The 21,805-nt window shown below is 71.0% G+C and carries 19 protein-coding genes; 10 read left to right on the top strand and 9 right to left on the bottom strand.

The window, feature by feature from the left end:
• The first annotated feature begins 274 nt into the window (after window positions 1-274).
• The 4 genes from ACIRR9_RS35785 to ACIRR9_RS35770 are packed head-to-tail and all read left to right on the top strand — an operon-like array spanning window position 275 to window position 6,749.
• Window positions 275-1,096, top strand: coding sequence for a glycosyltransferase family 2 protein (locus ACIRR9_RS35785; protein WP_365342276.1), 822 nt, complete (start codon window positions 275-277; stop codon window positions 1,094-1,096).
• Window positions 1,093-2,091: a glycosyltransferase family 2 protein gene (locus ACIRR9_RS35780; RefSeq protein ID WP_403760707.1), complete on the top strand. Its 999-nt coding sequence runs from the start codon at window positions 1,093-1,095 to the stop codon at window positions 2,089-2,091. The genes ACIRR9_RS35785 and ACIRR9_RS35780 overlap by 4 nt, the downstream gene beginning before the upstream one ends.
• Window positions 2,084-2,884 (top strand): polysaccharide deacetylase family protein, encoded by an 801-nt coding sequence (locus ACIRR9_RS35775; protein ID WP_403760704.1) that lies wholly within the window; start codon window positions 2,084-2,086, stop codon window positions 2,882-2,884. Before ACIRR9_RS35780 ends, ACIRR9_RS35775 begins: the two co-directional genes overlap by 8 nt.
• Entirely contained in the window at window positions 2,877-6,749 is a 3,873-nt protein-coding gene (locus tag ACIRR9_RS35770) for a lipopolysaccharide biosynthesis protein (protein WP_403760701.1), read from the top strand. Before ACIRR9_RS35775 ends, ACIRR9_RS35770 begins: the two co-directional genes overlap by 8 nt.
• A gap of 69 nt (window positions 6,750-6,818) precedes the next feature.
• Here ACIRR9_RS35770 and ACIRR9_RS35765 read toward each other — a convergent pair whose 3' ends face one another.
• Window positions 6,819-8,240 carry a xylan 1,4-beta-xylosidase gene (locus tag ACIRR9_RS35765; protein WP_403760698.1) on the bottom strand — a complete coding sequence of 474 codons (1,422 nt, stop codon included), beginning with the start codon at window positions 8,238-8,240 and terminating at the stop codon, window positions 6,819-6,821.
• Between the two features lie 186 nt (window positions 8,241-8,426).
• On the opposite strand from ACIRR9_RS35765, the gene ACIRR9_RS35760 reads away from it, so the two are divergent.
• Both ACIRR9_RS35760 and ACIRR9_RS35755 read left to right on the top strand, forming a co-directional pair.
• Entirely contained in the window at window positions 8,427-9,536 is a 1,110-nt protein-coding gene (locus tag ACIRR9_RS35760) for a DUF5925 domain-containing protein (RefSeq protein WP_403760695.1), read from the top strand.
• Between the two features lie 41 nt (window positions 9,537-9,577).
• Window positions 9,578-10,348, top strand: a complete 771-nt coding sequence (locus ACIRR9_RS35755) for a DUF72 domain-containing protein (protein ID WP_403760692.1) — start codon at window positions 9,578-9,580, stop codon at window positions 10,346-10,348.
• A 103-nt stretch (window positions 10,349-10,451) separates the two neighbouring features.
• Here ACIRR9_RS35755 and ACIRR9_RS35750 read toward each other — a convergent pair whose 3' ends face one another.
• Window positions 10,452-10,820: a GntR family transcriptional regulator gene (locus ACIRR9_RS35750; protein WP_365342291.1), complete on the bottom strand. Its 369-nt coding sequence runs from the start codon at window positions 10,818-10,820 to the stop codon at window positions 10,452-10,454.
• A 69-nt stretch (window positions 10,821-10,889) separates the two neighbouring features.
• On the opposite strand from ACIRR9_RS35750, the gene ACIRR9_RS35745 reads away from it, so the two are divergent.
• Window positions 10,890-11,819: a GNAT family N-acetyltransferase gene (locus ACIRR9_RS35745; protein ID WP_403760689.1), complete on the top strand. Its 930-nt coding sequence runs from the start codon at window positions 10,890-10,892 to the stop codon at window positions 11,817-11,819.
• Entirely contained in the window at window positions 11,800-12,303 is a 504-nt protein-coding gene (locus ACIRR9_RS35740) for a DUF402 domain-containing protein (protein ID WP_384561851.1), read from the top strand. The genes ACIRR9_RS35745 and ACIRR9_RS35740 overlap by 20 nt, the downstream gene beginning before the upstream one ends.
• Before the next feature lie 8 nt (window positions 12,304-12,311).
• On the opposite strand, the gene ACIRR9_RS35735 is transcribed toward ACIRR9_RS35740, so the two are convergent.
• Window positions 12,312-12,926, bottom strand: coding sequence for a class I SAM-dependent methyltransferase (locus tag ACIRR9_RS35735; protein ID WP_403760686.1), 615 nt, complete (start codon window positions 12,924-12,926; stop codon window positions 12,312-12,314).
• 140 nt (window positions 12,927-13,066) lie between these two features.
• Between ACIRR9_RS35735 and ACIRR9_RS35730 the strand changes: the two genes are divergently transcribed.
• Complete coding sequence (locus ACIRR9_RS35730) at window positions 13,067-13,201, top strand: hypothetical protein (RefSeq protein WP_403760683.1); 135 nt, start codon at window positions 13,067-13,069, stop codon at window positions 13,199-13,201.
• Between the two features lie 24 nt (window positions 13,202-13,225).
• Here ACIRR9_RS35730 and ACIRR9_RS35725 read toward each other — a convergent pair whose 3' ends face one another.
• The 3 genes from ACIRR9_RS35725 to ACIRR9_RS35715 all read right to left on the bottom strand — a co-directional run bounded on the left by ACIRR9_RS35725 (window position 13,226) and on the right by ACIRR9_RS35715 (window position 15,356).
• Entirely contained in the window at window positions 13,226-13,675 is a 450-nt protein-coding gene (locus ACIRR9_RS35725; RefSeq protein ID WP_403760681.1) for a GNAT family N-acetyltransferase, read from the bottom strand.
• A gap of 200 nt (window positions 13,676-13,875) precedes the next feature.
• Window positions 13,876-14,736, bottom strand: coding sequence for an esterase/lipase family protein (locus ACIRR9_RS35720; protein ID WP_403760678.1), 861 nt, complete (start codon window positions 14,734-14,736; stop codon window positions 13,876-13,878).
• 173 nt (window positions 14,737-14,909) lie between these two features.
• Window positions 14,910-15,356, bottom strand: coding sequence for a MarR family winged helix-turn-helix transcriptional regulator (locus tag ACIRR9_RS35715; protein ID WP_403760675.1), 447 nt, complete (start codon window positions 15,354-15,356; stop codon window positions 14,910-14,912).
• A 95-nt stretch (window positions 15,357-15,451) separates the two neighbouring features.
• On the opposite strand from ACIRR9_RS35715, the gene ACIRR9_RS35710 reads away from it, so the two are divergent.
• On the top strand, window positions 15,452-15,826 hold the full coding sequence (locus tag ACIRR9_RS35710; RefSeq protein WP_403760673.1) for a cupin domain-containing protein: 375 nt from the start codon (window positions 15,452-15,454) through the stop codon (window positions 15,824-15,826).
• Window positions 15,827-15,843: 17 nt separating this feature from the next.
• On the opposite strand, the gene ACIRR9_RS35705 is transcribed toward ACIRR9_RS35710, so the two are convergent.
• From ACIRR9_RS35705 to ACIRR9_RS35695, 3 genes are all read right to left on the bottom strand, one after another.
• The gene (locus ACIRR9_RS35705) at window positions 15,844-16,818 is read right to left on the bottom strand and encodes a DNA polymerase thumb domain-containing protein (protein ID WP_403760669.1); all 975 of its coding nucleotides are present in this window, start codon (window positions 16,816-16,818) and stop codon (window positions 15,844-15,846) included.
• Complete coding sequence (locus ACIRR9_RS35700) at window positions 16,815-20,267, bottom strand: DNA polymerase III subunit alpha (protein WP_403760666.1); 3,453 nt, start codon at window positions 20,265-20,267, stop codon at window positions 16,815-16,817. Before ACIRR9_RS35700 ends, ACIRR9_RS35705 begins: the two co-directional genes overlap by 4 nt.
• 259 nt (window positions 20,268-20,526) lie before the next feature.
• Window positions 20,527-21,606 carry a S1 family peptidase gene (locus ACIRR9_RS35695; RefSeq protein WP_403760663.1) on the bottom strand — a complete coding sequence of 360 codons (1,080 nt, stop codon included), beginning with the start codon at window positions 21,604-21,606 and terminating at the stop codon, window positions 20,527-20,529.
• Between the last annotated feature and the right edge of the window lie 199 nt (window positions 21,607-21,805).

Here is a 21,805-nt window from a genome sequence, read left to right as displayed (position 1 = left end):
CCGCGATGTTCCGGAGCGGGGCGCGGTAGGGGGGTGCCGTGCTCGGTGACCGCAATATGTGTGACCACAGCAGTTTCGCGTGTGACCACTGTCGTTTCCGAGTCGTGCCGCGCGACCGGCTGCCGTTTTCCGGCTGCCCGGCCAGCTTTGCCAGCTCACCTGCGGGTACGGAGATCCGTTCTCCACGCCACGGGTGAGAACCCCCCTTTCGAACCGGATACCAAGCCGGGCCGCCCAGGGGCGGGCGGTCCACCGGACGAGAGGGACAAGACTCATGAGTTCTGTTCTGCGCCCGCCGACTTCGGGCCAAGATCCTTTAATGGCGGCCGAATACCGGCCGATCTCCTCTCACCTGGCGATCACACCGCCGGTGAGCGTGGTGATCCCCGCCATGAATGAGGCGGAGAATCTCCCCTACGTCTTCAAGACACTTCCGGGCTGGATACACGAAGTGGTTCTTGTCGACGGCAATTCCACCGACAACACCGTGGAAGTCGCACGGGAGTTGTGGCCCGAGGTGAAAGTCGTCGAACAGCGTGGCAAGGGCAAGGGGGATGCCCTGATCACCGGGTTCGAGGCGTGCACCGGCGACATCATCGTCATGGTGGACGCGGACGGCTCGGCCGACGGCCACGAGATCGTCTCGTATGTCTCCGCCCTGGTCTCGGGCGCCGACTTCGCCAAGGGCTCCCGCTTCGCCAACGGCGGCGGCACGGACGACATGACCTTCATCCGCAAGCTCGGCAACTGGGCGCTGTGCACGGTCGTCAACCGCAAGTTCGGCGCCCGCTACACCGACCTCTGCTACGGATACAACGCGTTCTGGCGGCACTGCCTCGACAAGATCGACCTCGACTGCACCGGCTTCGAGATCGAGACCCTGATCAACATCCGGGTGGTCAAGGCGGGCCTGAAGGTGCAGGAGATCCCCAGCTACGAGTACCTCCGCATCCACGGCACCAGCAACCTGCGCGCCGTACGCGACGGACTGCGGGTGCTCAAGGTGATCCTCAAGGAGCGCTCCAACCGGCGTGACCTGCGCCGGCAGGTGCGGCACTCCCCGATGCTCACCACCGGTCGGGGAGAGTCGTCTTGAGCGATCCCGACATCTCCGTCGTGATCTGCGTCTACACCGAGGACCGCTGGGAGGACATCCTCGCGGCGGTCTCCTCGGTGCGCGCACAGTCGTATCCGGCGCTGGAGACCCTGCTGGTCGTCGACCACAACCCGGCGCTCCTGGAACGGCTCACGAAGGAGTACAAGGAGCCCACGGAGGGCACTGAGGTGCGGGTGCTCGCCAACGCGGGCCCCCGCGGCCTGTCCGCGGGCCGCAACACCGGCATCGCCGCCTCCTACGGCGAGGTGATCGCCTTCCTCGACGACGACGCCGTGGCCGAGCGGGACTGGCTGCGCCGCTTCGCCGAGGGGTACGCCGACCCGAAGGTGATGGCCGTCGGCGGCCGGACCATGCCGATCTGGGCCTCGGGCCGCCGGCCGGACTGGTTCCCGGAGGAGTTCGACTGGGTGGTCGGCTGCACCTACAAGGGCCTGCCCGCCGGGCGGGTCCGGGTCCGCAACGTCCTCGGGGGAAACGCTTCTTTCCGGCGTACGGCCTTCGACGCGGCGGGCGGCTTCGCCACCGGCATCGGCCGCGACGGCGACAAGCGCCCGCTGGGCTGCGAGGAGACGGAGCTGTGCATCCGCCTCACCCGGGCCCGCCCGGACGCCGTACTGCTCATCGACGACCGCGCGGTGATCCACCACCGGGTCCCGGAAGCCCGCGAACACTTCGGTTACTTCCGCACCCGCGCCTTCGCCGAGGGCCTCTCCAAAGCTCTCGTCGCCCGCAGCGTGGGCGCCGACAAGGGCCTGGAGTCCGAACGCCGGTACACCACGCGTGTGCTGCCCGCCGGGGTCGCTCGTGGCCTGCGGGACGCACTGCTGGCCCGGCCTGGCGGCGCGGGCCGCGCGGGCGCGATCGTCGCCGGGGTGCTGACGGCGGCCGGCGGCTATGTGGTGGGCAGCGTACGGGCACGGCGGGGCGGGGCGGCCTTCTCCGTCGCCGGGATCGAGGGGGGAACCCATGGCTGAGGCACCGGTGCCGATCCTCATGTACCACTCGGTCGCGACCGCGCCGAACGACGCCACCCGCGCGCTCTCGGTGGCGCCGGAGGCGTTCGCCGAGCAGATGGCACTCATCGGCGACCTGGGGCTGACGCCGGTCACCACGGCCGCCCTGGCGGCGAGCTGGCGCTCGGGAGGCCCGCTCCCCCACCGCCCCGTCCTGATCACCTTCGACGACGGCTACGAGGGCGTGCACCGCCACGCCCTGCCGGTCCTCGCCAAGCACGGTTTCGCGTTCACCCTGTTCGTCTCGACGGGCTGGATCAGGGGCGCGTACGACACCGGAGGCGGCCTGGACACCATGCTCGACTGGGACCAGGTGCGCGAACTCGAGGGCGCCGGCTGCGAGCTCGGTGGTCACAGCCACACCCATCCGCAGCTCGACCAGCTGGACGACGACCGGCTGCGCACGGAGCTGGTGGGATGCCGGGAGATCCTCACCGAGGAACTGGGCGCCGCACCCGTCTCGTTCGCCTACCCGTACGGCTACTCCAGCCGCCGGGTCCGGCGGGCCGTGCGCGAGTGCGGGTTCGCCCAGGCGCTCGCGGTCGGCAACGGTCTCGCCCGCCGCCACCAGGGTCCGTACGCGCTGCAACGCGTCACCGTGCGCCGCAGCACCGACGTCGAGGAGTTCACGCGACTGCTCGAAGGCCGAGCGATCGCCCGCAACTTCGCCAGGGACCGTGCCCTCACCAAGGGGTACGCCGTTCTCCGCAGAGCCCGCCAGGTCCGCCGGAAGGCCAGCCGTTCCCGTGTCTGACACGACCACCACAACCGAGGCCGCAACACCCCAGACGCCGGCGCCCGAGCAGTCGGGGCGCCGTCTTCGCCTGCCCGGACGGGGTTCGTCCGGCGGCAGCCCGCTCTTCCGGAACGCCTATGCGCTGATGCTCAACACCGGCATCTCCGCCGTGCTGGGCCTCGGCTTCTGGCTGGCCGCGGCCCGCTACTACTCGGAGTCCGCGGTCGGCCAGGGCTCCGCCGCCATCGCCGCCATGAAGCTCCTCGCGGGCCTGACCGCGGTCACCCTGACCGGCGCCCTGGCCCGCTTCATACCGGTCGCTGGCAAAGCCACCGGACGACTCATCTTCCGCACCTACGCGGGAAGTTCGCTGATCGTGGCACTGGCCGCCGGCGTCTTCCTGATGACACTGGGCGTGTGGGGGCCGTCGTACCGCTTCCTGCACGGGCCGCCGGCCGGGCTCGGATTCGTGGGCGCGGTGATCGCCTGGAACCTGCTCACGCTCCAGGACGGGGTGCTGACCGGGCTGCGCAGCGCGCCCTGGGTGCCGGTCGGCAACACCGTGTTCTCCGCGGTCAAGCTGGCGCTCCTTGTCGCCTTCGCGGCCGCGATCCCGATGGCCGGTGTCTTCGTCTCCTGGGTCGCCGCGATCGCCACCTCGTTCGTACCGCTGGGCTGGCTGGTGTTCCGGCGGCTGGTGCCCCGGCACATCAAGGCCACCGCGGACCACGCGAAACCGCCCACGCTGAAGGAGATCGGCAGGTTCCTGGCCGGCGACTACACCGGCTCGCTGTTCTCCCTCGCCGTGGTCTACCTGGTCCCGGTGATCATCGCCTCGCAGGTCAGCTCCAAGGACAACGCGTACTTCTACATCACCACCACCATCGGCGGCACCACCAACCTGCTCGCCATCAACATGGGCGCCTCGCTGACCGTCGAGGGCTCGCACGACCCGGCCCGCCTCGCGGCCAACACCCGGGCCGCGCTGAAGCGGATGGCCCGCATCATGATCCCCATCTGCACGGTGCTGTTCGTCGGGGCGCCCTGGATCCTCGGCGTGTTCGGCCCCGGCTACGCGGACGCGGCGACCCCGCTGCTGCGCTGGTTCGCGGTCGGCGCGCTGCTCCGGGTCGTGATGGAGACGTACTTCGCGGTACTGCGGGCGCAGAGCCGCACGGGCGGACTGGCCTGGCTGCAGGGGCTGTTGTGCGTGCTGGTGCTCGGCCTGACCCTGCTGCTGCTGCCCCGGATGGGGCTGACCGGCGCGGGCGTGGCCGAGATCTCCAGCCTCGCGGTGATCGTGACGATCGCCGCGCCGAAGCTCTGGCGGACCCTCCGGGCGGCCGCGGCCGAGGTACCGGAGGACGCGGCACCGGACGGGGACCTCGCCGACCTGGGGGCGCTCCCCCACTCTCGGCTTCGCTCGAGCGGGGGGACCTCCATGGCCCCGCCCGCCGCGCCGCCACGCAGGCGGGGCCCGGCCTGGGCGCTGGACTCCGACACCCTCGCCCTCGGCATCCATGTCGACTTCGACCACGTGGAACGGCGGCCGGACGTCCGGCCGGGTCCGGGAACTCCGCCCACGGGTACGCCCGTTGTACGACCCGACGACCGGCCTGCCGACCGGCCTGCCGACCGGCCTGCCGACCGGCCCACGTGGGCACTGCGCCCACCGCGGAACCTGGGGTTGCCCGTGGAACAGCGTGAACCGGGCTCGGAGGCCTCGCTCGGTCCTGCCGAGGCCTCACTGCTGAAGGAGGCGGAGGTCGACGCGCCGTTCGGGGAGGCGGTCGTACCGGAGGGGAAGAGCGAGCCGCCGGCCGAGCCTCCCGAGGAGTCCACGCCCGCGCTCTCGCTGCGGGAGCGGCTGACACCCACCCGCCCGGGGGTCGTCCTCGGCTGCCTCCTCGTCGCCGCGCTGTTGCTGTACTGGGTGCCGGCGGCCCGGCTGGACGACGCCGACCTGGACCGGATGGGCGGGCTGGGGCTGATCTCGGTGCTGCCCCTGCCGACACTGGTCGGAGCGGCGCTGCTGATCACGGTGTTCGCCGCGCTCCTGTGGCTGCGCCGGGAGCACAAGGCGCTGCTGCTGGTCACCCTGCTGGCGACGGTCGTGTCGCTGCACGCGCTGCCGGCGGTCATCGAGACGGAGCCACGCTTCCCGACCGCCTGGCAGCATCTCGGCTTCATCGACTACATCGACCGCACCGGCTCGGCCGTACCCGACCTGGACGCCCGCTGGAGCTGGCCCGGGTTCTTCGCGGCGGCCGCGTTCATCGGCAAGGCCTGCGGGATCACCGACTTCACCGAGGTCATCCGCTGGTGGCCGACCTTCATCCAACTGGCCTATCTGGCACCGATGTTCCTGCTCGTACGGTCGATGCGGGCGAGCTGGCGGGCGAAGTGGACCGGCATCTGGATCTTCGTGCTGTGCGGCTGGGTCGGCCAGGACTACTTCTCCCCGCAGGGCTTCACCTATCTGCTCTACCTGGTGTTCGTGGCGATCCTGCTCGTCTGGTTCCGCGCCCCGCACATGATCTGGACGAAGTACCGTCCGGGCGAGGCGGAGGTCGAGCCCGCCGACCGCCGCCAGCAGGCCGTGCTCCTCATGGTGCTGATCGGCCTGTTCGCGGCGACCGTCCCGGCGCACCAGCTCACCCCGTTCGTGATGCTGGGCGTACTGGCCGCCCTGGTCCTGATCGGCAGGTCCGAACTGCGCGGCCTGCCCATCCTGTTCGGGGTGGTCGCGGCCGTCTGGCTGGGCTTCATGGCCGAGCCGTACTGGTCCGGTCACTTCAACGAGCTGTTCGGCGGCGTCGGCGGGGTCGGCAGCAATGTCACCACGTCCGTCTCCGGCCGTATCCAGGGTGGCAGTTCGACCCACAAACTGGTCCTGTACGTCCGGGTCCTGCTGGCCGGCAGCATGATGACGTTCGCGGTCTGGGGCTGGTGGCGCCGCCGCTTCCACCGGTACCGCGAGCGTTCCCTGCTGGTCCTGACCTTCGTCCCGTTCCTGGGCTTCGGCATGCAGTCGTACGGCGGCGAGATGGCGCTGCGCGTCTTCATGTTCGCGCTGCCGGGCGCGGCCCTGCTCGCCGCGCTCGCCCTGTTCCCGCGCACCGGTGCCACCGAGAAGGAGCGCGAGAAGGACCGGGTCAGTCTGGCCCCGGTGGCCGCGCTGCTGGCGGGCCTGCTGCTCATGGGCGGCTTCCTGGTGGCCCGTTGGGGCAACGAGTCCTTCGAGCGGGTACGGCCCGGCGAGGTCGCCGCCATGGACTATGTCTACGCCCACGACAAGCCGACGGTACGGCTGCTGTGGCTGAGCAACGACACGGTCAACGACGTCACCCCGGCGATTCCGTGGGGCGCGAAGGACATGGAGCGGGTCGACTACGTGCCCACGCTCGCGCCGACCGACCCGGTCCTGGTGTCGAGCCTGGTCAAGGCACTCAAGGACGCCGGCCCGAACTCCTATCTGATGATCAACAGGAGTCAGGTGACCTATCTCCAGATGGACGCCGGGTACTCGGCGACCTGGGAGAGCCGGCTGGTCGAGAACCTGGACAACCGGCAGGGGCTGACGAAGGTCCTGGTCAACGACGACGTGACCATGTACGCGCTGCGCAAGCAGCCCGCGGGCGCGGTCGCGAAGCCGGATCCGGGGCCGATCGGGCCGCGGATCACCTGGACGCCGTGGTCGGTGATCGGCGGTCTCGCCGCCGTCGCACTGATCCTGCTGCTGACGGCACGCGAGGTGGTCCGGGTCGCGGTACGGCCCGGGGTGCGTCAGATCCGTCTGCTGCAGGGCAGTTTCTGGTTCTCGCTGCCGCTGCTGGCGGTGCTGCTGGCGTCGTTGGCGCAGCGGTTCCTGACCCTCAAGTGACTGGCCTGCGTGACTGACCTCAGGTGAGGGGTCCGAAGTGGCTCACCCGGTGCATCCGGTTCTCCCGGTTCACCTGGTGAGCCACTTCACCTCGTACGGCTGCATGTCGAACCGCTTGCCGTCCACCTGGGCGCTGATCGCCCGGTCGAGGGTGTTGACGACCAGGATCGTCCGGTCACTGGCGAGGACGCGGACGTTGGGTACGTCGTCCTTGGCGACGGAGACCGTCTCGTACGTGGTCCCCGGCGGGAACGCCTTCCCGAACCTCGACACCAGGTCGTACATGGGCAGTTCCCGCCCGCCGTCCCCGCTGTCGGTCGTCGTCCACAGACAGCCGGGGCAGTCGCCGCCCTTCTCGTCCTCCGGGTTCCAGTAGAAGCCGGAGTCGGCGCCGCCCTCGACCAGGGCGATCATGCCGGTGGCCTGGACGGCGACCCGGTGCTCCTCGGTCCAGCCGTCGCGCCGGTCGTTGCCGTCGGCCGGCTCGACGTAGTACTCGGCCCACCACAGCGGGAGGTCGTGCGTCTGCTTCCGTATCCACTCGCTGACGTACGTCAGTTTCCGCGTGGCCGCGAACTCGTCGGGCAGCAGGTCGTCGTCGTTGGTGTAGCTGGACCCGTCGACGACCACGAAGTCGGCGCCCGCCTTGTGGGTGTTCCAGTAGTCGAAGGCGTCGACGACCCGCTGGTCCAGGACGCCCCAGTCGCCCTTGAGGGTGGTGGAGGCGTTCTCGGTCTGGCGCGGGTCGAAGCTGTCCATGACGAGGTACGGCCCGCCGACCATGATGTCCTTGTTCACGGCCTTCAACGCCTTGTAGACGAGGTTGTAGAGCTCGGTGTAGCCCTCGTAGTCCCAGCGGCCCTTGGCGTTGTTCCAGAAGCCCTTGAACTCGTTCCAGACGATGAAGTGCCGTACGTCCGGGTAGCGCTTGGCGACGGTCGCGGCGAGGTCCGCGTAGTCCTGGTAGTGGTCGGGGGTGGGCGCGGTCTCCAGGGCGGCCTGGCTCCAGTTCGTGTTGTCGACGCCGGCCCTGCCGCCCTTCATCCAGTCCGGCGAGCAGCACAGGGTGATCACCGGGGTGCCGCCCGACCTGCGCATGAAGTCGACCCGGCGGTCCAGGGCGCCGAAGTCGTAACGGCCCTTCACCGGCTCGGGGTTGTCGGCGCCCCAGCCCATGATGGCCTGGTCCTGCGGCATCCCGGCGTCCTTGGCCAGCAGGCTCTCGACCCGCTCGGTGGCGGTCCCGCTGCCCTCGTCGGCGCTGTACTGGGTGTGGGTGAAGCCCCAGCCCACGTACGGCTCCGTCCTGTCCGGCGGGGTGCCCGGGGTGCCGTGCACCTTGTCGCCGTCGCGGGTCGTGCCCGCGGTGCCGCCGCCCCCTGGAAGCGTGTTGACCAGTGCCACGATCAGGGCGAGAGCGGCCACGCCCACACCGAGCAGGGCGGTGAGCCGCCACCGCCGAGCCCCCGAATTCCACCCATGACGTCCCATCAAGGACAACATTAATGGCGGAAATCGCCCCGGGGACAGGTATCGGGGATCGACAGCTGTGTAACAGGTGCTGGTGTATGGGATGGGGGCACTCCGGATACTCCGGAAGCTCGGTGCACACCCGACACTCCCCGCCCACTTCGGAAAACGGGTGCGCTGCGGGCCCCGGTGGCGGATCATGGCGGCATGTCTGCCAAGCCGCACGAGACGCTGCCGATCCGGCTCAACGTCGACGACTCCGACTCCCCGTCCGACGTCGTCGACGCGCTGTTCCTCGGCCGCTTCGCGACGGGCGAGCAGCCGTACTCGCACGCGGCCAACATCGACCGGGTGCGCACCGGGGCGACCCTGCTGCCGAAGGAGGCGCGGGTGCTGCGGGTGGCCCGCGACGACGACCGCAGCGCGACCCTGGCGGAGGGCGACGGCTGGACGTTGCTGGTCTCCCGCTGGAACCGGGGCGCGGACGTGACCGTCACCGCGACCACCGCCGAGCTGGCCTCGAAGGTGCTGAACGAGGCGACGGACGGCGCGGCGGACGAGCCGGAACCGCAGCCGGAGAACGTGCCGATGGGCTTCTGGTACGTCTCGCCGCGCCGCGGCCCGCACCGCACCACCCGGCAGATCTCCGCCGGCACCTGGGACGAGGTCCGCGCCAACTACACGGCACCGGTGGCGGACGCGATGGACCGCCTGATGAAGACGACACCGGAGGACATCGCGGGCCGGCTGCTGCTCCTGCACGGCCCGCCGGGCACCGGCAAGACCTCCGCGCTGCGCACCCTCGCCCGCTCCTGGCGGGACTGGTGCCAGGTGGACTGCGTCCTCGACCCCGAACGGCTCTTCTCCGACGTCGGTTATCTGATGGACATCGCGATCGGCGAGGAGGACGGCGCCGGCAAGGGCCGCTGGCGGCTGCTCCTCCTCGAGGACTGCGACGAACTGATCCGCGGCGAGGCCAAGCACACGGCGGGCCAGGCGCTGTCGAGGCTGCTGAACCTCACGGACGGCCTGCTCGGCCAGGGCCGTAACGTCCTGGTCGGCGTCACCACCAACGAGGACCTGGAGCGTCTGCACCCGGCCGTCGTCCGCCCCGGCCGCTGCCTGGCCCGGATCGAGGTGGGCCCGCTGACCCACCGCGAGGCGGTGAACTGGCTCGGCAGGGAGGCCGTCGGCCGGGAGGATGCCGTGGGCCGGGACGGGGCGACCCTGGCGGAGCTGTACGCACTGCGCCGGGGCACGTCACCGACGTCGGTACCGGGGGCCCGGGAGGGCGCGGACGCGGGGCTGTACCTGTAGCGCCTGGAGCAGGGCGGCACCTGCAGTGCTTTGATGGGGGTATGCCCCTGTTCATCGGAACGTCGGGCTGGCAGTACAAGGACTGGCGGGGCGTCCTGTACCCGGCCGATGTGCCCGTGCGGCTGTGGCTGGAGGAGTACGCGGCGCACTTCACGACGGTGGAGCTGAACAACGCGTTCTACCGCCTCCCGTCGAGGGAGAACTTCGCGTCCTGGCGGGACCGGGTCCCTGCGGACTTCGTGATCGCGGTCAAGGCGAGCCGCTATCTCACGCACATCAAACGCCTCAAGGACCCCGGGGAGCCGGTCGACCGCCTGATGACCCACGCGGCGGGCCTGGGCGACCGGCTGGGCCCGGTCCTCGTCCAGCTCCCGCCGACGCTCAAGGCGGACCCGGCCCTGCTGGACGCGTGCCTGGCGTGCTTCCCGCGCGGCACGCGCGTCGCGGTGGAACCCCGCCATGACTCCTGGTGGACACGGCAGACCCGCGAGGTCCTGGAGTCCCGGGGAGCGGCCCTGTGCTGGGCCGACATCCAGGCCCACCCCATGACCCCGCTCTGGCGCACCACCGACTGGGCCTACGTCCGCTTCCACGAGGGCCGGGCCACACCCTGGCCGCGCTACGGCCGCCGCTCCCTGGAAACCTGGATCGACCGCATCGCCACGGCATACCCCGAGAGCGCCGACATCTACACGTACTTCAACAACGACCCGGCCGGAGCGGCGGTACGGGACGCGGTGGCATTCGGGCAGGCAGCGAAGCGCGCGGGACTGACGGTGACGCGTACGCCGGAGCCGACCACGATCGGCTGAGATGCTTCCCCGTCGCTTGATCTCTTCCCGCCGCAACGGCGATCAGCCGCCATGGCGTGATCCGGCGGTGCCGAGCCCTGCTCGGCAACCGACCGGCAACTCCCTATCCCCCGTAAGCCGCCCGCAGGGCGTCCCGCACCGCGGCCAGGGCCTCCTCCTCCGGCAACCCCAGCCGCCGGACCCGGTCGGCATAGGCCTGCGCGGCGACCGCAGCTTCCCGCTCCGCCGCCGACCCCGCCGCCGCGACGAACGTCCCGTTGCGCCCCCGCGTCTCGATCACCCCGTCCGTCTCCAGCGCCCGGTACGCCTTGGCCACCGTGTTCACCGCCAGGCCCAGCGACTCGGCCAGCCCCCTGACCGTCGGCAGCCGGTACCCCACCGGCAGCACCCCGCCCCGCGCCTGCTCGGAGATCTGTGCCCGTACCTGCTCGTACGGCGGCGCGCTGTCATCGATGTGGATCTTCAAGGTCACGGCCCGATTCTCCCGCACCTGCCGGAAAATGAGAGGCATCCCGCATCCGTCCCGCATAGCGTGCGCCCCATGACAGTGATCGTGCGCGACCTGCGCCCCGATGTCCGGTCCGACGCCGAGGGCTTCGCACGGGTCCGGCAGCGCGCCCTCCCCTTCATGCTGTTCACCCCGGAATCCCTGGTCCACGACCTGACACGCACCCACCCCGACGCCCGCTTCCGCCAGCTGATCGCGGAGGAGGGCGGCGAGGTCATCGGCACGGCCCAGATCGGCCTGGCCCACGAGAGCACCGAGCCGGGCCAGGGCTTCGCCAACGTGTACGTGCATCCGGAGCGCACCGGCCGGGGCGCCGGCGCCCTCCTCGTCCGTACGGCGGAGGAGCACCTGTCGGCGGTGGGCGCGACCACGTCGTACGCCTGGGTGCTGGACGCCCCGGCCAACCGGGCCTTCGCCGAGCGGCGCGGCTACACCGCGAGCCGCTCCGCCCACTTCCTCCGCCTGGACCTCGCACAGGGCACGCTCCCGCCGCTCCGGACCCCGCCCCCGGGCGTCGAACTCCGCACCGGCGCCGACTTCGCCGACGATCCGCGTCCGTTCTTCGCTCTGGACGCGGAGACGATGTCGGACGAGCCGAGCGACATCGGCTACGAGTTCTCCGACTACGAGGCGTGGCTGGAGGAGACCTGGCGGCACCCGCTGTTCAGCCACGAGCTGACCTCGGTCGTCCTGGTGGACGGCCGCCCCGCGGCGTTCAGCGCGGCCCGCACCGACGGCGGCGCGCGCTACGGCACCGTCATGACGGGTACGGCCCGTGCCTTCCGCGGCCGGGGCCTGGCCAAACTCGCCAAGAACGACTCCCTGCACCGCGCCCGCGCCGCCGGCTGTACGGAGGCGTTCACGGGCAACGACAGCGGCAACGGCCCGATGCTGGCGATCAACAAGTGGTTCGGGTACGACATCTGCGCGACGGAGGTCAGGTATGTCCGCGAACTCGGCTGAGCCGACGGCCACGGTGGACGTCGTCCTGGTCAAGGCGGGTCGCACGAAGATCCGTTATCCCGCCGGGCTGCTGCACGACGACGGCACCCGGATCGCCGTACGCGCGCCCTGGGCCGGTGACGTGACCCGCGACTTCGGCTTCGTCCGGTTCGAGAAGGGCGATGTCTTCACCGAGTTCTACTGGCGGGACCGCTGGTACGCGGTGAAGGAGGTCCGCGCCGCCGACGGCACGCTGAAGGGCTGGTACTGCGACATCACCCGCCCCGCGACGCTCACCGGCGGCGAACTGGTCGTGGAGGACCTCGACCTCGACCTGTGGCGCTCCGCGGACGGCACGGACGTACGGCGCCTGGACGAGGACGAGTTCGCCGAGAGCGGGCTGGCGGAGCGGGACCCGGCGGCCGCGGCTGCGGCCGCGGCCGCGCTGGACACCCTGGAGGCCCTGGCCCGCGAGGGCCGCGGTTTCGCGGCTCTGCTGTCCTGACGGCGTCGTCACACCGTCGCCACCACCGCGTACCGCTCGTCGCTCACCTCCTTCCCCCACAGCACCGTCTGTGCCGACAGCCGCTCCACGCGCACGTCCGCAGCGAGAGGTGCCAGGAGGGCGGTGAGCCGCTCGGCCGGTATGCCGACCGGGGTGACGGTCCCCCACACGCCCTCCACCAGCACGAACCGCCCTCCGGGCCGCAGCAGCCCGCGCCAGTGCCGCAGCACGCGTGCGGGGTCGGGCAGCGCCCACAGCACATGCCGTACCAGCACGACGTCGAAGAGCCGCTCGCCCACCGGCGGTGCCGCCGCGTCGCCGGTCAGGAACACCGCGTCACGGCCGGCGAGCTTCGCCCGGGCCCGCTCCACCATCGCCGGGGAGCTGTCGACCCCGGCGACACGGTGGCCCTGCTCGGCGGCGAGGAGGGCCAGGCTGCCGGTGCCGCAGCCCAGGTCGAGCACGTCGGCGGGGCGTTCGGGCAGCCAGGCCCGGAGCCGGTCCGCCCAGGCCAGCCGCACCTCGGGAGCGCGCAGCCCGTGATCCGGCTCCTCGTCGAAGCCGGCGGCCTCCGCATCCCAGTCGACACTCACCGCAACCGTCCGATCACTTTCGTTCGTCATGCCCCAAGGGTGACACCCGCCACTGACAGCGGGTCCGTGTGACTGCGGCCACTGACAGACCGGCATCGATGAGGAACTCTCACCAAAAGCGTCTATCTCCGTGGCATCACGGAACTCGGTAGGCGCTGAAGGAGGCAGCCATGCGCCGCACAACCGTGCAGAGGCCCCTGAAGAAGAGCGAAAGCCGCCGGATCCGCGAAGAGGCGGACGAGCGCCCCAGCGGACGCCCCGAGGTGCGAAAGGACATCGCGCGCACCTGGTGGCCGGACGGCTGACCGCGCCGGTTTCCCCCGCGCCCTTCAGTCCAGTCGCTTGCGATAGTGGACGCGGTCGTACGGCCCGTCCACGCGTCGCTCGACGACTTCGTAACCGAGCTTCTGGTAGATCTCCCGGTTCTCCCACATCAGCGCGTTGGTGTAGAGCCTGACCTCGAACAGGCCCAGCGCACGCGCGCGTGCGTCCACGAACTCCAGCAGCCGCCGTCCCACCCCCTGGCCGTGTGCGTCGGGGTGGACGGCGATGCTGTCGAGGAACAGATGGTCCCCGTGCGCCTCGATGACGACGAGCCCGACCACCGGGTCCCCGACGACGAACACCCGGCCCGCGGCCACATTCGCCATGTGGTCCGCCTCCATGGGCTGCGGCACCACCCCGATGCGCGCGATGTAGTGGTGGTACGCCATATCGGTCACGGCCTTCACGGCCGGCACATCGGCGGCCCCGGCGGGCCGGATCTCGTCGTTCGTCATAGTGCGAACGCTAGTTACCTCAGCGCAGCCTGAGCACTCCCTTAAGGCGACCATAAGGATCCCCTTCGCCCGCTCCCAGCAGGCGATTTCACGGTTTCTTGGGGCTAGCTTTCTGATCACCCCCATGGTGATCAGGACTCCGGGGCCTGACCGGCGGCTCAGGTCGGACAGGCCCCGGCGGCGTTCAGTCGGGCGGCGGCTCAGCTGAACGCCGACGCGCAGGTGGTGGCGGTGGCGTGGGCCGGGTCGAGCGCGTTGGCCACCTCGTGGAAGGCGATCCGGTCGAAGAGCCCGATCGCCACGTGCTCGGAGAGGTCGAGCGGGCAGAGGTCCTGGAGCAGGACGTTGTCGACGTCCGAACCGCTCAGGTACTGGCTCTGCCAGGGCGTGGCCACCTCGTCGTACTTGGTGGCGATGACCGTGTAGTGCACTCCGGAGACGGTGTCGCCGCCCGCGTTGAGCTTGGTGAGGAAGGCGGAGCCGGGGATCTGGTCGGCGAGGCCGGGGGTGGTGGCCTTGATCAGGTCCGAGGCACCGGGGAAGTACGGCAGCAGGTTGGTGAGGCCGCTGAGGGTGGCGCCGTGGTTGTCGGGGGCGAGGCCGACGAGCGCGTTCACCTTGGCGGCACCGCCGAGGAACTTGAGGTAGTAGCGCGGCATCATGCCGCCCTGGGAGTGGCCTACGAGGTCGGCCTTGGCGGCGCCGGTCGCGGCGAGCACCTTGTCGACGAAGGCGGAGAGTTGCTCTGCCGACTTGTCGATGGGGCCGAGGCCGTAGAAGACGGGGACGCCGTCCAGTTGGCCGTAGTCGAGGGAGAAGACGCAGTAGCCGCGGTCCTCCAGATACGGGGCGAGGGACAGCCAGTTGTCGACGGAGTTGCCGAGTGTGCCGTGGACCAGGACGACGGGGCGGGGATGGGCGGCGGAGGGGCGGCAGGAGTAGTCGTTCCAGCCGGTGCTGGGGGCGCTGGACGCATGGGCGGTGGCGGCGGGAACGGTGGCGACTGCGGCGGCTACGAGCAGCGCGGTCAGGGGTCTGAGCACTCGCTTCCAGGGCAGCATCGTGTGATCTCCTTGCGGCTCAAGGGGGATGCGACGGCCTTACGCCCTGTGATCCGGATCACGAGGATGCTGTTCACTCATCAAGTTACGGACGAGTAGTGCAAGCGTGAAGTTACGCGTCAGTAAAAACTTCCAGTGGTAACCAGTGGCTCAACCGAACCCCTGACGAACCGTCACCAGGCAGGCCTGATCGGACCATAGGGAGCGATCCGCGCCAAACGCTGCCCCAACACGCGCACTTCACCCTCGCCCAGCAGTTCGACCCACTCGCCCACGACCTCGGCGGCCGCCTCCTCCGCCGCCCGCGTGCAGGCCCAGCCCCGCTCGGTGAGCACGATCAGCCGCGCCCGGGCGTCCCCGGGATGCGGCCGCCGCTCCACATAGCCCTTCCGTACGGCTTCGTCGACAAGCTGACTCGCCGCCTGCTTGGTCACCCCGAGGTGCGCGGCGAGTTCGGTGACGGTGGCCCCGTCGGGAGCGAGCCGCGTGAAGGCGAAGCCGTGGGCGGGCCTCATCCCCTCGAAGCCACGGGCGACGACACCCTCGTTGATGCGGTGGGTCAGCTCGCCGGCTGCGGCGAGCAGGGCTGCGGACAGGGCCATGGCCTCGGAGTTCTGCACGAGGCATTGAAACACCCTTGACCAGATGGTCAAGCAGCTTGACCATAGACCTCGAATGGTCAAGCAGCTTGACCAAATCGCCAACGGAGGCTCCCATGCCCGTCATCCGCTCCGCCGAGGCCACCACCCACGAGATCCACGGCGCCCGCTTCGTCTCGTACGCCACTCCCCTCACCGGCAGCAAGGAACTGTGCGCGTGGCGCGGGGAGATACCGGCCGGGACCAGGGCCCCCGCGCACACCGTCACCCGGGAGGAGATCTTCCATCTGCTGGTCGGCGAGCTGCTGATCACCCTCGACGGCCGCACCGACCGCATCCGGGCCGGTGACACCGTCATCATCAACCCCGGCGCCACCCTCGCCGTCGAGAACCCGACCGACCACACCGCGCTCTCCTGGGTCACCACCTCCATCGGCCTGGAGGCAGAGCTGACCGACGGCACCCGGATCGTGCCGCCGTGGGCCAACTGACGTATACGAAAGAGGGGTTACGCGGCCAGCGTGCCCGGCATCACCGCGCGCGGGCCGAACTTGGCCCGCGCGCGGTCCGCGACCTCCTCGATACGGCGGACCTTCTCGTCGACGGGGTCGAAGGTGAGCTGGTGGGAGGCCTGTTCGGCGGGGGTGAGCCCCTCGGCGCGCAGGACGAGCGCACGGACCCGGGCGCGCTGCAGGCCGAGCGCGTCGTACATGCCGTACGCCGTCCTGGCCAGCGCCGACGAATGCGCGGTCGGTTCCTTGAGGGTGCGGCTGCGGGTCGTCGACGAGCGGTCGGCGTAGCGGACGGTGAGGGTCAGGGTGCCGCAGACCTTCTCCAGGGCGCGCAGCCGGGCGCCCAGTTCCTCGGCTGCGGAGAGCAGGGCACGGCGGTGCCGGTCCGGGTCCAGCTCATCGAGCTCGAAGGGGCGTTCCGTGGCCAGGAAGCGGCTGACCGCGTTCGGGACGACCCGGCCGCGGTCGACGCCGTTCGCCTTCTCGCGCAGTTCGCGGCCCGCCTTCGCGCCGATCAGCCGCTGGAGCGTGGAGAGCGGTGCGGCGGCGACCAGGCCGAGGGTGTCCAGGCCGTACTCGCACAGGGTGCGGGCCGTCGCCGTGCCGACCCCGGGCAGCGCGGTCACCGGCCGGTCCGCGAGGAACTCGGCGATGCCCTCCGGGTCGGCGGGGATCTCGCAGGTCACCCCGGGCCGGGCCGCGCCCAGCGCCACCCGGGCCAGCATCGGGCCGGGGCCGGCGCCGATCACACAGTCGACGCCGTGCAGCGCGAGGGCGCGGACCCGGATCACCGACGCCAACTCGACCGCGCTGCGCCCGAAGTAGCGCTCGGCGCCCCGCAGATCGGCCAGCGCCCCGTCGGGTGGCAGGGCCTCGACGACCGGGGTGAACTCCTCCAACAGCCCGAGCAGTCCAGGCAGGGCGGCCTCGTACATCGGCGGCAGCTGGAAACGTACGCAGAGGATGGTCATCCCGCACTCCCCGGACTCTGGTGCCACAACTTCCTTGCCTTGGAAGGCCCTTGTGAGGCCTCCCCACCCGCGGGGCGCAGATCGGCCCACGGGTGCAGTTCGTATCCGGTCGACAGGTGGATACGGCGACCGTGCGTCGGGTCCCCGGCCGGCACCCCGTCACCGGCCTGGCCCTCGGGAGCCGGTGCCGACTCCGCCAGCCGGGCCGCCACCTCGTCCAAGCCGCCCTCGGCGCGCAGTTCGACGAGTTCGGCGAGGTTCCAGGCGGCCGAGCCGACCACGCTGAGGCTGCGCGGGCCGCGCCGCTGCACCACCCCGCGCACCAGCAGCAGCCAGGAGTGGAAGACGGTGTGTGCGCAGGCGTCGTGCGAGTCGTCGAAGAAGGCCAGGTCGACCAGGCCGGTGCCGTCGTCCAGGGTGGTGAAGATGACCCGCTTGCCGGACCGGATCGGCGGGGTCTGGGTGGCCGCCTTGGCCCCGGCCACCAACACGGTCTCCCCGTGCCGGGTCTCGCGCAGCTGCCGTGCCGACACCACGCCCAGCTCCTTGAGGAAGACCCGGTGGTCGTCCATCAGATTGCGTGAGGTGTCCATCGACAGCACGCCGAGTTCGGCGCTCAGCTTCTCGGCGGAGGTCAGGTCCGGGAGTCCGGCCGGCGCCGTCTTCCGGCCGCCCGCCAGAGGGAGTTGGCCGCCACCCGCGCCCCGGGCGCCCCGGTGCAGCTCGGTGAGGTGCAGTTGCAGGTCACGGCGGTTGGCGCCGAAGGCGTCCAACGCACCGACCTGGGCGAGTCGTTGCGCGAGGGGCCGGCTCGGGCGCGCCCGTTCCCAGAAGTCCACCAGCGAGGCGTACGGCTGCCCGTCCGCGATCCGGGCCGCCTCGGCCTCGCTGATGCCGTGCACGTCGGAGAGGGCCAGCCGCAGCCCCCACACCGACGGAGAATCAGACACCAGTTCGATCCGGTGTGTGACCGCCGACCTGTTCACGTCCAACGGCAGGATCGGCACCCCGCGCCGCCGCGCGTCCGCCAGCAGCAGCCGCTTCGGGTACATCCCGGGGTCGTGCGTGAGCAACCCGGCGTAGAAGGCAGCCGGGTGGTGCGCCTTCAGCCACGCCGACTGGTACGTCGGTACGGCGAACGCCACCGCGTGCGCCTTGCAGAAGCCGTACGACCCGAACGCCTCGACGATCTCCCAGGTCCGCTGAATCGTTTCCGCGTCATAGCCGCGGGCCGTCGAGTGCTGCGCGAACCACACCTTGATCCGCCCCTGCGACTCCGGGTCGGACAGCCCGCGCCGCACGCGGTCGGCCTCCCCCCGCCCGCAGCCGGTCATGACGGCGACGATGTCGATGATCTGCTCGTGGAAGACGACGACCCCGTACGTCCCCTTCAGCGCCTCCTCCAGGTCGGGGTGCGGGTACCGGACGGGGGCCCGTCCGTGCCGCGCCTCGATGAACGGCCGCACCATGTCGGCGGCGACCGGCCCCGGCCGGAACAGCGATATGTCGACGACCAGGTCGTGGAAGGTGGCCGGCTGCAACCGCCCCACCAGGTCCCGCTGGCCCGGCGACTCGATCTGGAAGCAGCCCAGCGTCTCGGCGGACTGGATGAGTCGATACGTCGACGGGTCGCCCGGCGGCACGGAGTCCAGGTCGATCCTGGCGCCCGTCGCCCGTGCCACCTCGGCGACCGCGTGCGCCATCGCCGACTGCATCCGCACGCCCAGCACATCGAGCTTGAGCAGCCCGAGGTCCTCCACGTCCTCCTTGTCGAACTGCGACATGGGGAACCCCTCGCCGCTGGTCGGCACGACCGGCGTACGGGAGAGCAGGGAGGCGTCGGAGAGCAGCACTCCGCAGGGGTGCATGGCGATTCCGCGCGGGAGGGCGTCAAGACCTTCGACCAGTTCCCAGAGCCGGCCGTACTTCTCCTTCTCCCCCGCCAGCTCCCGCAGTTCGGGCAGTTCCTCCAGTGCGGCCCGGGCGTCGCGGGCGCGGATGTGCGGGAAGGACTTGGCGATGCGGTCGATGTCGGCCGGGTCCATGGACAGGGCCGCGCCCACGTCCCGGACGGCGTGCCGGACCCGGTAGGTCTCCGGCATGGAGACGGTCGCGACCCGCTCCTCGCCGAACCGGCCGATGATCGCCCGGTAGACCTCCAGGCGGCGCGCCGACTCCACGTCGATGTCGATGTCGGGCAGCACCACCCGTTCCCTGGACAGGAAGCGCTCCATCAGCAGCCCGTGCTCGACCGGGTCGGCGTTGGCGATGCCGAGGAGGTGGTTGACCAGGGAGCCCGCGCCGGAGCCGCGTGCGGCGACCCGGATGCCCATCCGCTTCACGTCGTCCACGACCTGGGCGACCGTCAGGAAGTAGGAGGCGAAGCCGTGGTGGGCGATGATGTCCAGCTCGTGGTGCATCCGCTCCCAGTAGGCATGGTTGCCCGCGTAGCCGCGCAGCACCATCCCGGCCGCCGCCCGGGAGGCCAGCGCCCGCTGGGCGGTGCGCCGGCCGGCGCCGACGAGGTGCGGTTCGGGGAAGTGGACGGTGCCGATGCCGAGGTCGTCCTCGGGGTCGACCAGACACTCCGCGGCCGCCGCCCGGGTCTGTTCGAGGAGCCGGTGGGCGGTGTCGCGCCGGTAGCCCGCGGCCTCCACGATCCGCTCGGCCGCCCGGAACATCGCGGACGCGTCCTTGAGCCAGGCCTCCCCGGAGTCCAGCTCCTTCGTCGGGTCGATCGGCACCAGGCGGCGGGCCGCGTCCAGGACGTCGGCGACCGGGCCCTGGCCGGGGTCGGCGTAGCGGACGGCGTTGCTGAGCACCGGGCGGATCCGCTGCTCGGCGGCGAAACCGACGGTACGGGCGGCCAGCCGCAGGGAGCCGGGTCCGGTCCCCGTGCGGCCGTGCCAGACGGCTTCCAGGCGGAGGGCGTCGCCGTAGACCTCGCGCCAGGGGGCGAGGAGCCTCGCGGCGCGGTCGGGGCGGCCGGCGGCCAGGGCACGCCCCACGTCCGACCCGGGTCCGAGCAGCACGGTCAGACCGTCGCCGTGGTTGTCGGGCCAGGACAGCAGGGGGGTGCCCTCGCTCCGGTGCGCCGCCGTGACCAGGCGGCACAGGTCGGCCCAGCCCCGGGCGCCGTCGCGGGCGAGGAAGGTGACCCGGGGTGTCGACTCGTCGATGAAGGCACCACCGCGGACCGGGGCACGGCGCTTCTCCTGTCGTAGCGCCTCCGCCGGAACGGTCGCGAGGTTCACCCCGAAGAGCGGGCGGACACCGGCCCTGGCGGCGGCCTTGGCGAAGCGGACGGCACCGGCGAGGGAGTCTCGGTCGGTGAGGGCGAGGGCGTCCATGCCCCGCTCGGAGGCACGCTCGGCGAGCCGTTCCGGGTGCGAGGCGCCGTAGCGCAGGGAGTACCCGGAGACGGTGTGCAGATGGGTGAAGCCCGGCATCCGCACCTCCCGCACTCATGAGCCCCGCAGGACTGCCCGAACAGAACTATCGAACATCAGTTCCCAACTTCCCCACCCCCACCATACCTCTATTCTCGAACGTATGTACGAGACCTGTTCGAACGCTCCTCGCCTGCGGAAACGCCCGCCGACCTGGGCCATGGGGCATACCCGGGCCATCGATGCCGCCCCTGCCCCGGAGCACGCGAAAGCCCCGCCCCCCTCGGAGGGGCGGGGCCGCGCGGGATTACCGCGTGCGTCAGCCGATCTGGGTCCCGGTGGCCGACAGCGCCTTCGTCACCGGCTGGAAGAACGTCTCCCCGCCGGAGGTGCAGTCGCCGCTGCCGCCGGAGGTCAGGCCGATCGCGCTGCTGCCCGAGAAGAGCGAGCCGCCGCTGTCGCCGGGCTCGGCGCACACATCGGTCTGGATGAGCCCGCTCACCGTGCCCTCGGAGTAGTTCACCGTGGCGTTGAGACCGGTGACCGTGCCGTCGTGGACCTGGGTCGTGGAACCGCTGCGGGTCACCTTCATGCCCACGGTCGCCTCGGCCGCACCCGTGATCTTCTGGGTGGAGCCGTTGTAGAGGTCGACCTCGCTCGGGTGGTCCACGCCGGAGGTGTACTTGACCAGGCCGAAGTCGGTGCCCGGGAAGCTGGACTGGGCGTTCTGGCCGATCACGTTGCCGGAGGAGTCCGACCAGGTGGAGATCGCCTGGGTGCAGTGCCCGGCGGTCAGGAAGTACGGCTGGCCGCCCTTGACCACGTTGAAGCCGAGCGAGCAACGCCCGCCCGAGCCGCTGATCGCGTCGCCGCCGGCGATGAAGGGCTTGAACTCCCCCTTCGAGTGCCGCAGTTCGACCTTCTCGCCGAGCCGGTCGACGACCTTGGCGAGCTTGGTCAGCGCGGCCCCGGTGACCGTCCTGTCGGCGGTGACGACGACCTTGTTGCCGACCGGGTCGGTCGCCCACGAGGTGCCGGGGATGGTGGCGTCCTGCTTCAGCGTGGTGCGCGCGCCGTCGAGTTCGGCGAGGGAGTTGGCGACGAGTCTCGCCTTGGCCCCGGCCGTCTCGACGGCCTTCGCGGCGGTGTCGTCGAGCACGTTGACGACGAGGTTCTTCGACTGCGCGTCGTAGTACGTGCCGGCCGCGTCGGTGCCGAGGTCGGCGGCGAGCGTCGAGGCGAGTTTTCCGGCCGCCGGGGCGGACAGGATCTGCGGCAGGGCGGCCTTGGCGGGCTCGCTCGCGTTCGCAGTCTGGAAGGTCACTCCGGCGGCGACGAGCGCGGCTATGCCCGCGCCCGCCATGACCGCCCGGCGCCCGGGTATGCGTCGGTGCTTCAACTCGCGTCCTCCTGTGGGGGGTCGGTCCGTAAGGTTGTGGGGACCTCTGGGACCGGAAGGCTGGTTGACGGGCGCCTACTATTCCGAGACCCACAGGGAGCACACAAGGTCGACTTCAGGACGCGCGTGCGCGGATGTTGTGCGCCCCCGGTGCCCGAGCCGTTCACAGTCACTCCAGGAGGATTCGCACTGCAAACAC

This window comes from Streptomyces sp. NPDC101234 (assembly GCF_044767525.1).
GTDB classification, from domain to species: domain Bacteria; phylum Actinomycetota; class Actinomycetes; order Streptomycetales; family Streptomycetaceae; genus Streptomyces; species Streptomyces sasae.
Note: the sequence above shows the minus strand (reverse complement) of the source record. Positions and strands in the feature narration are given on the sequence as shown.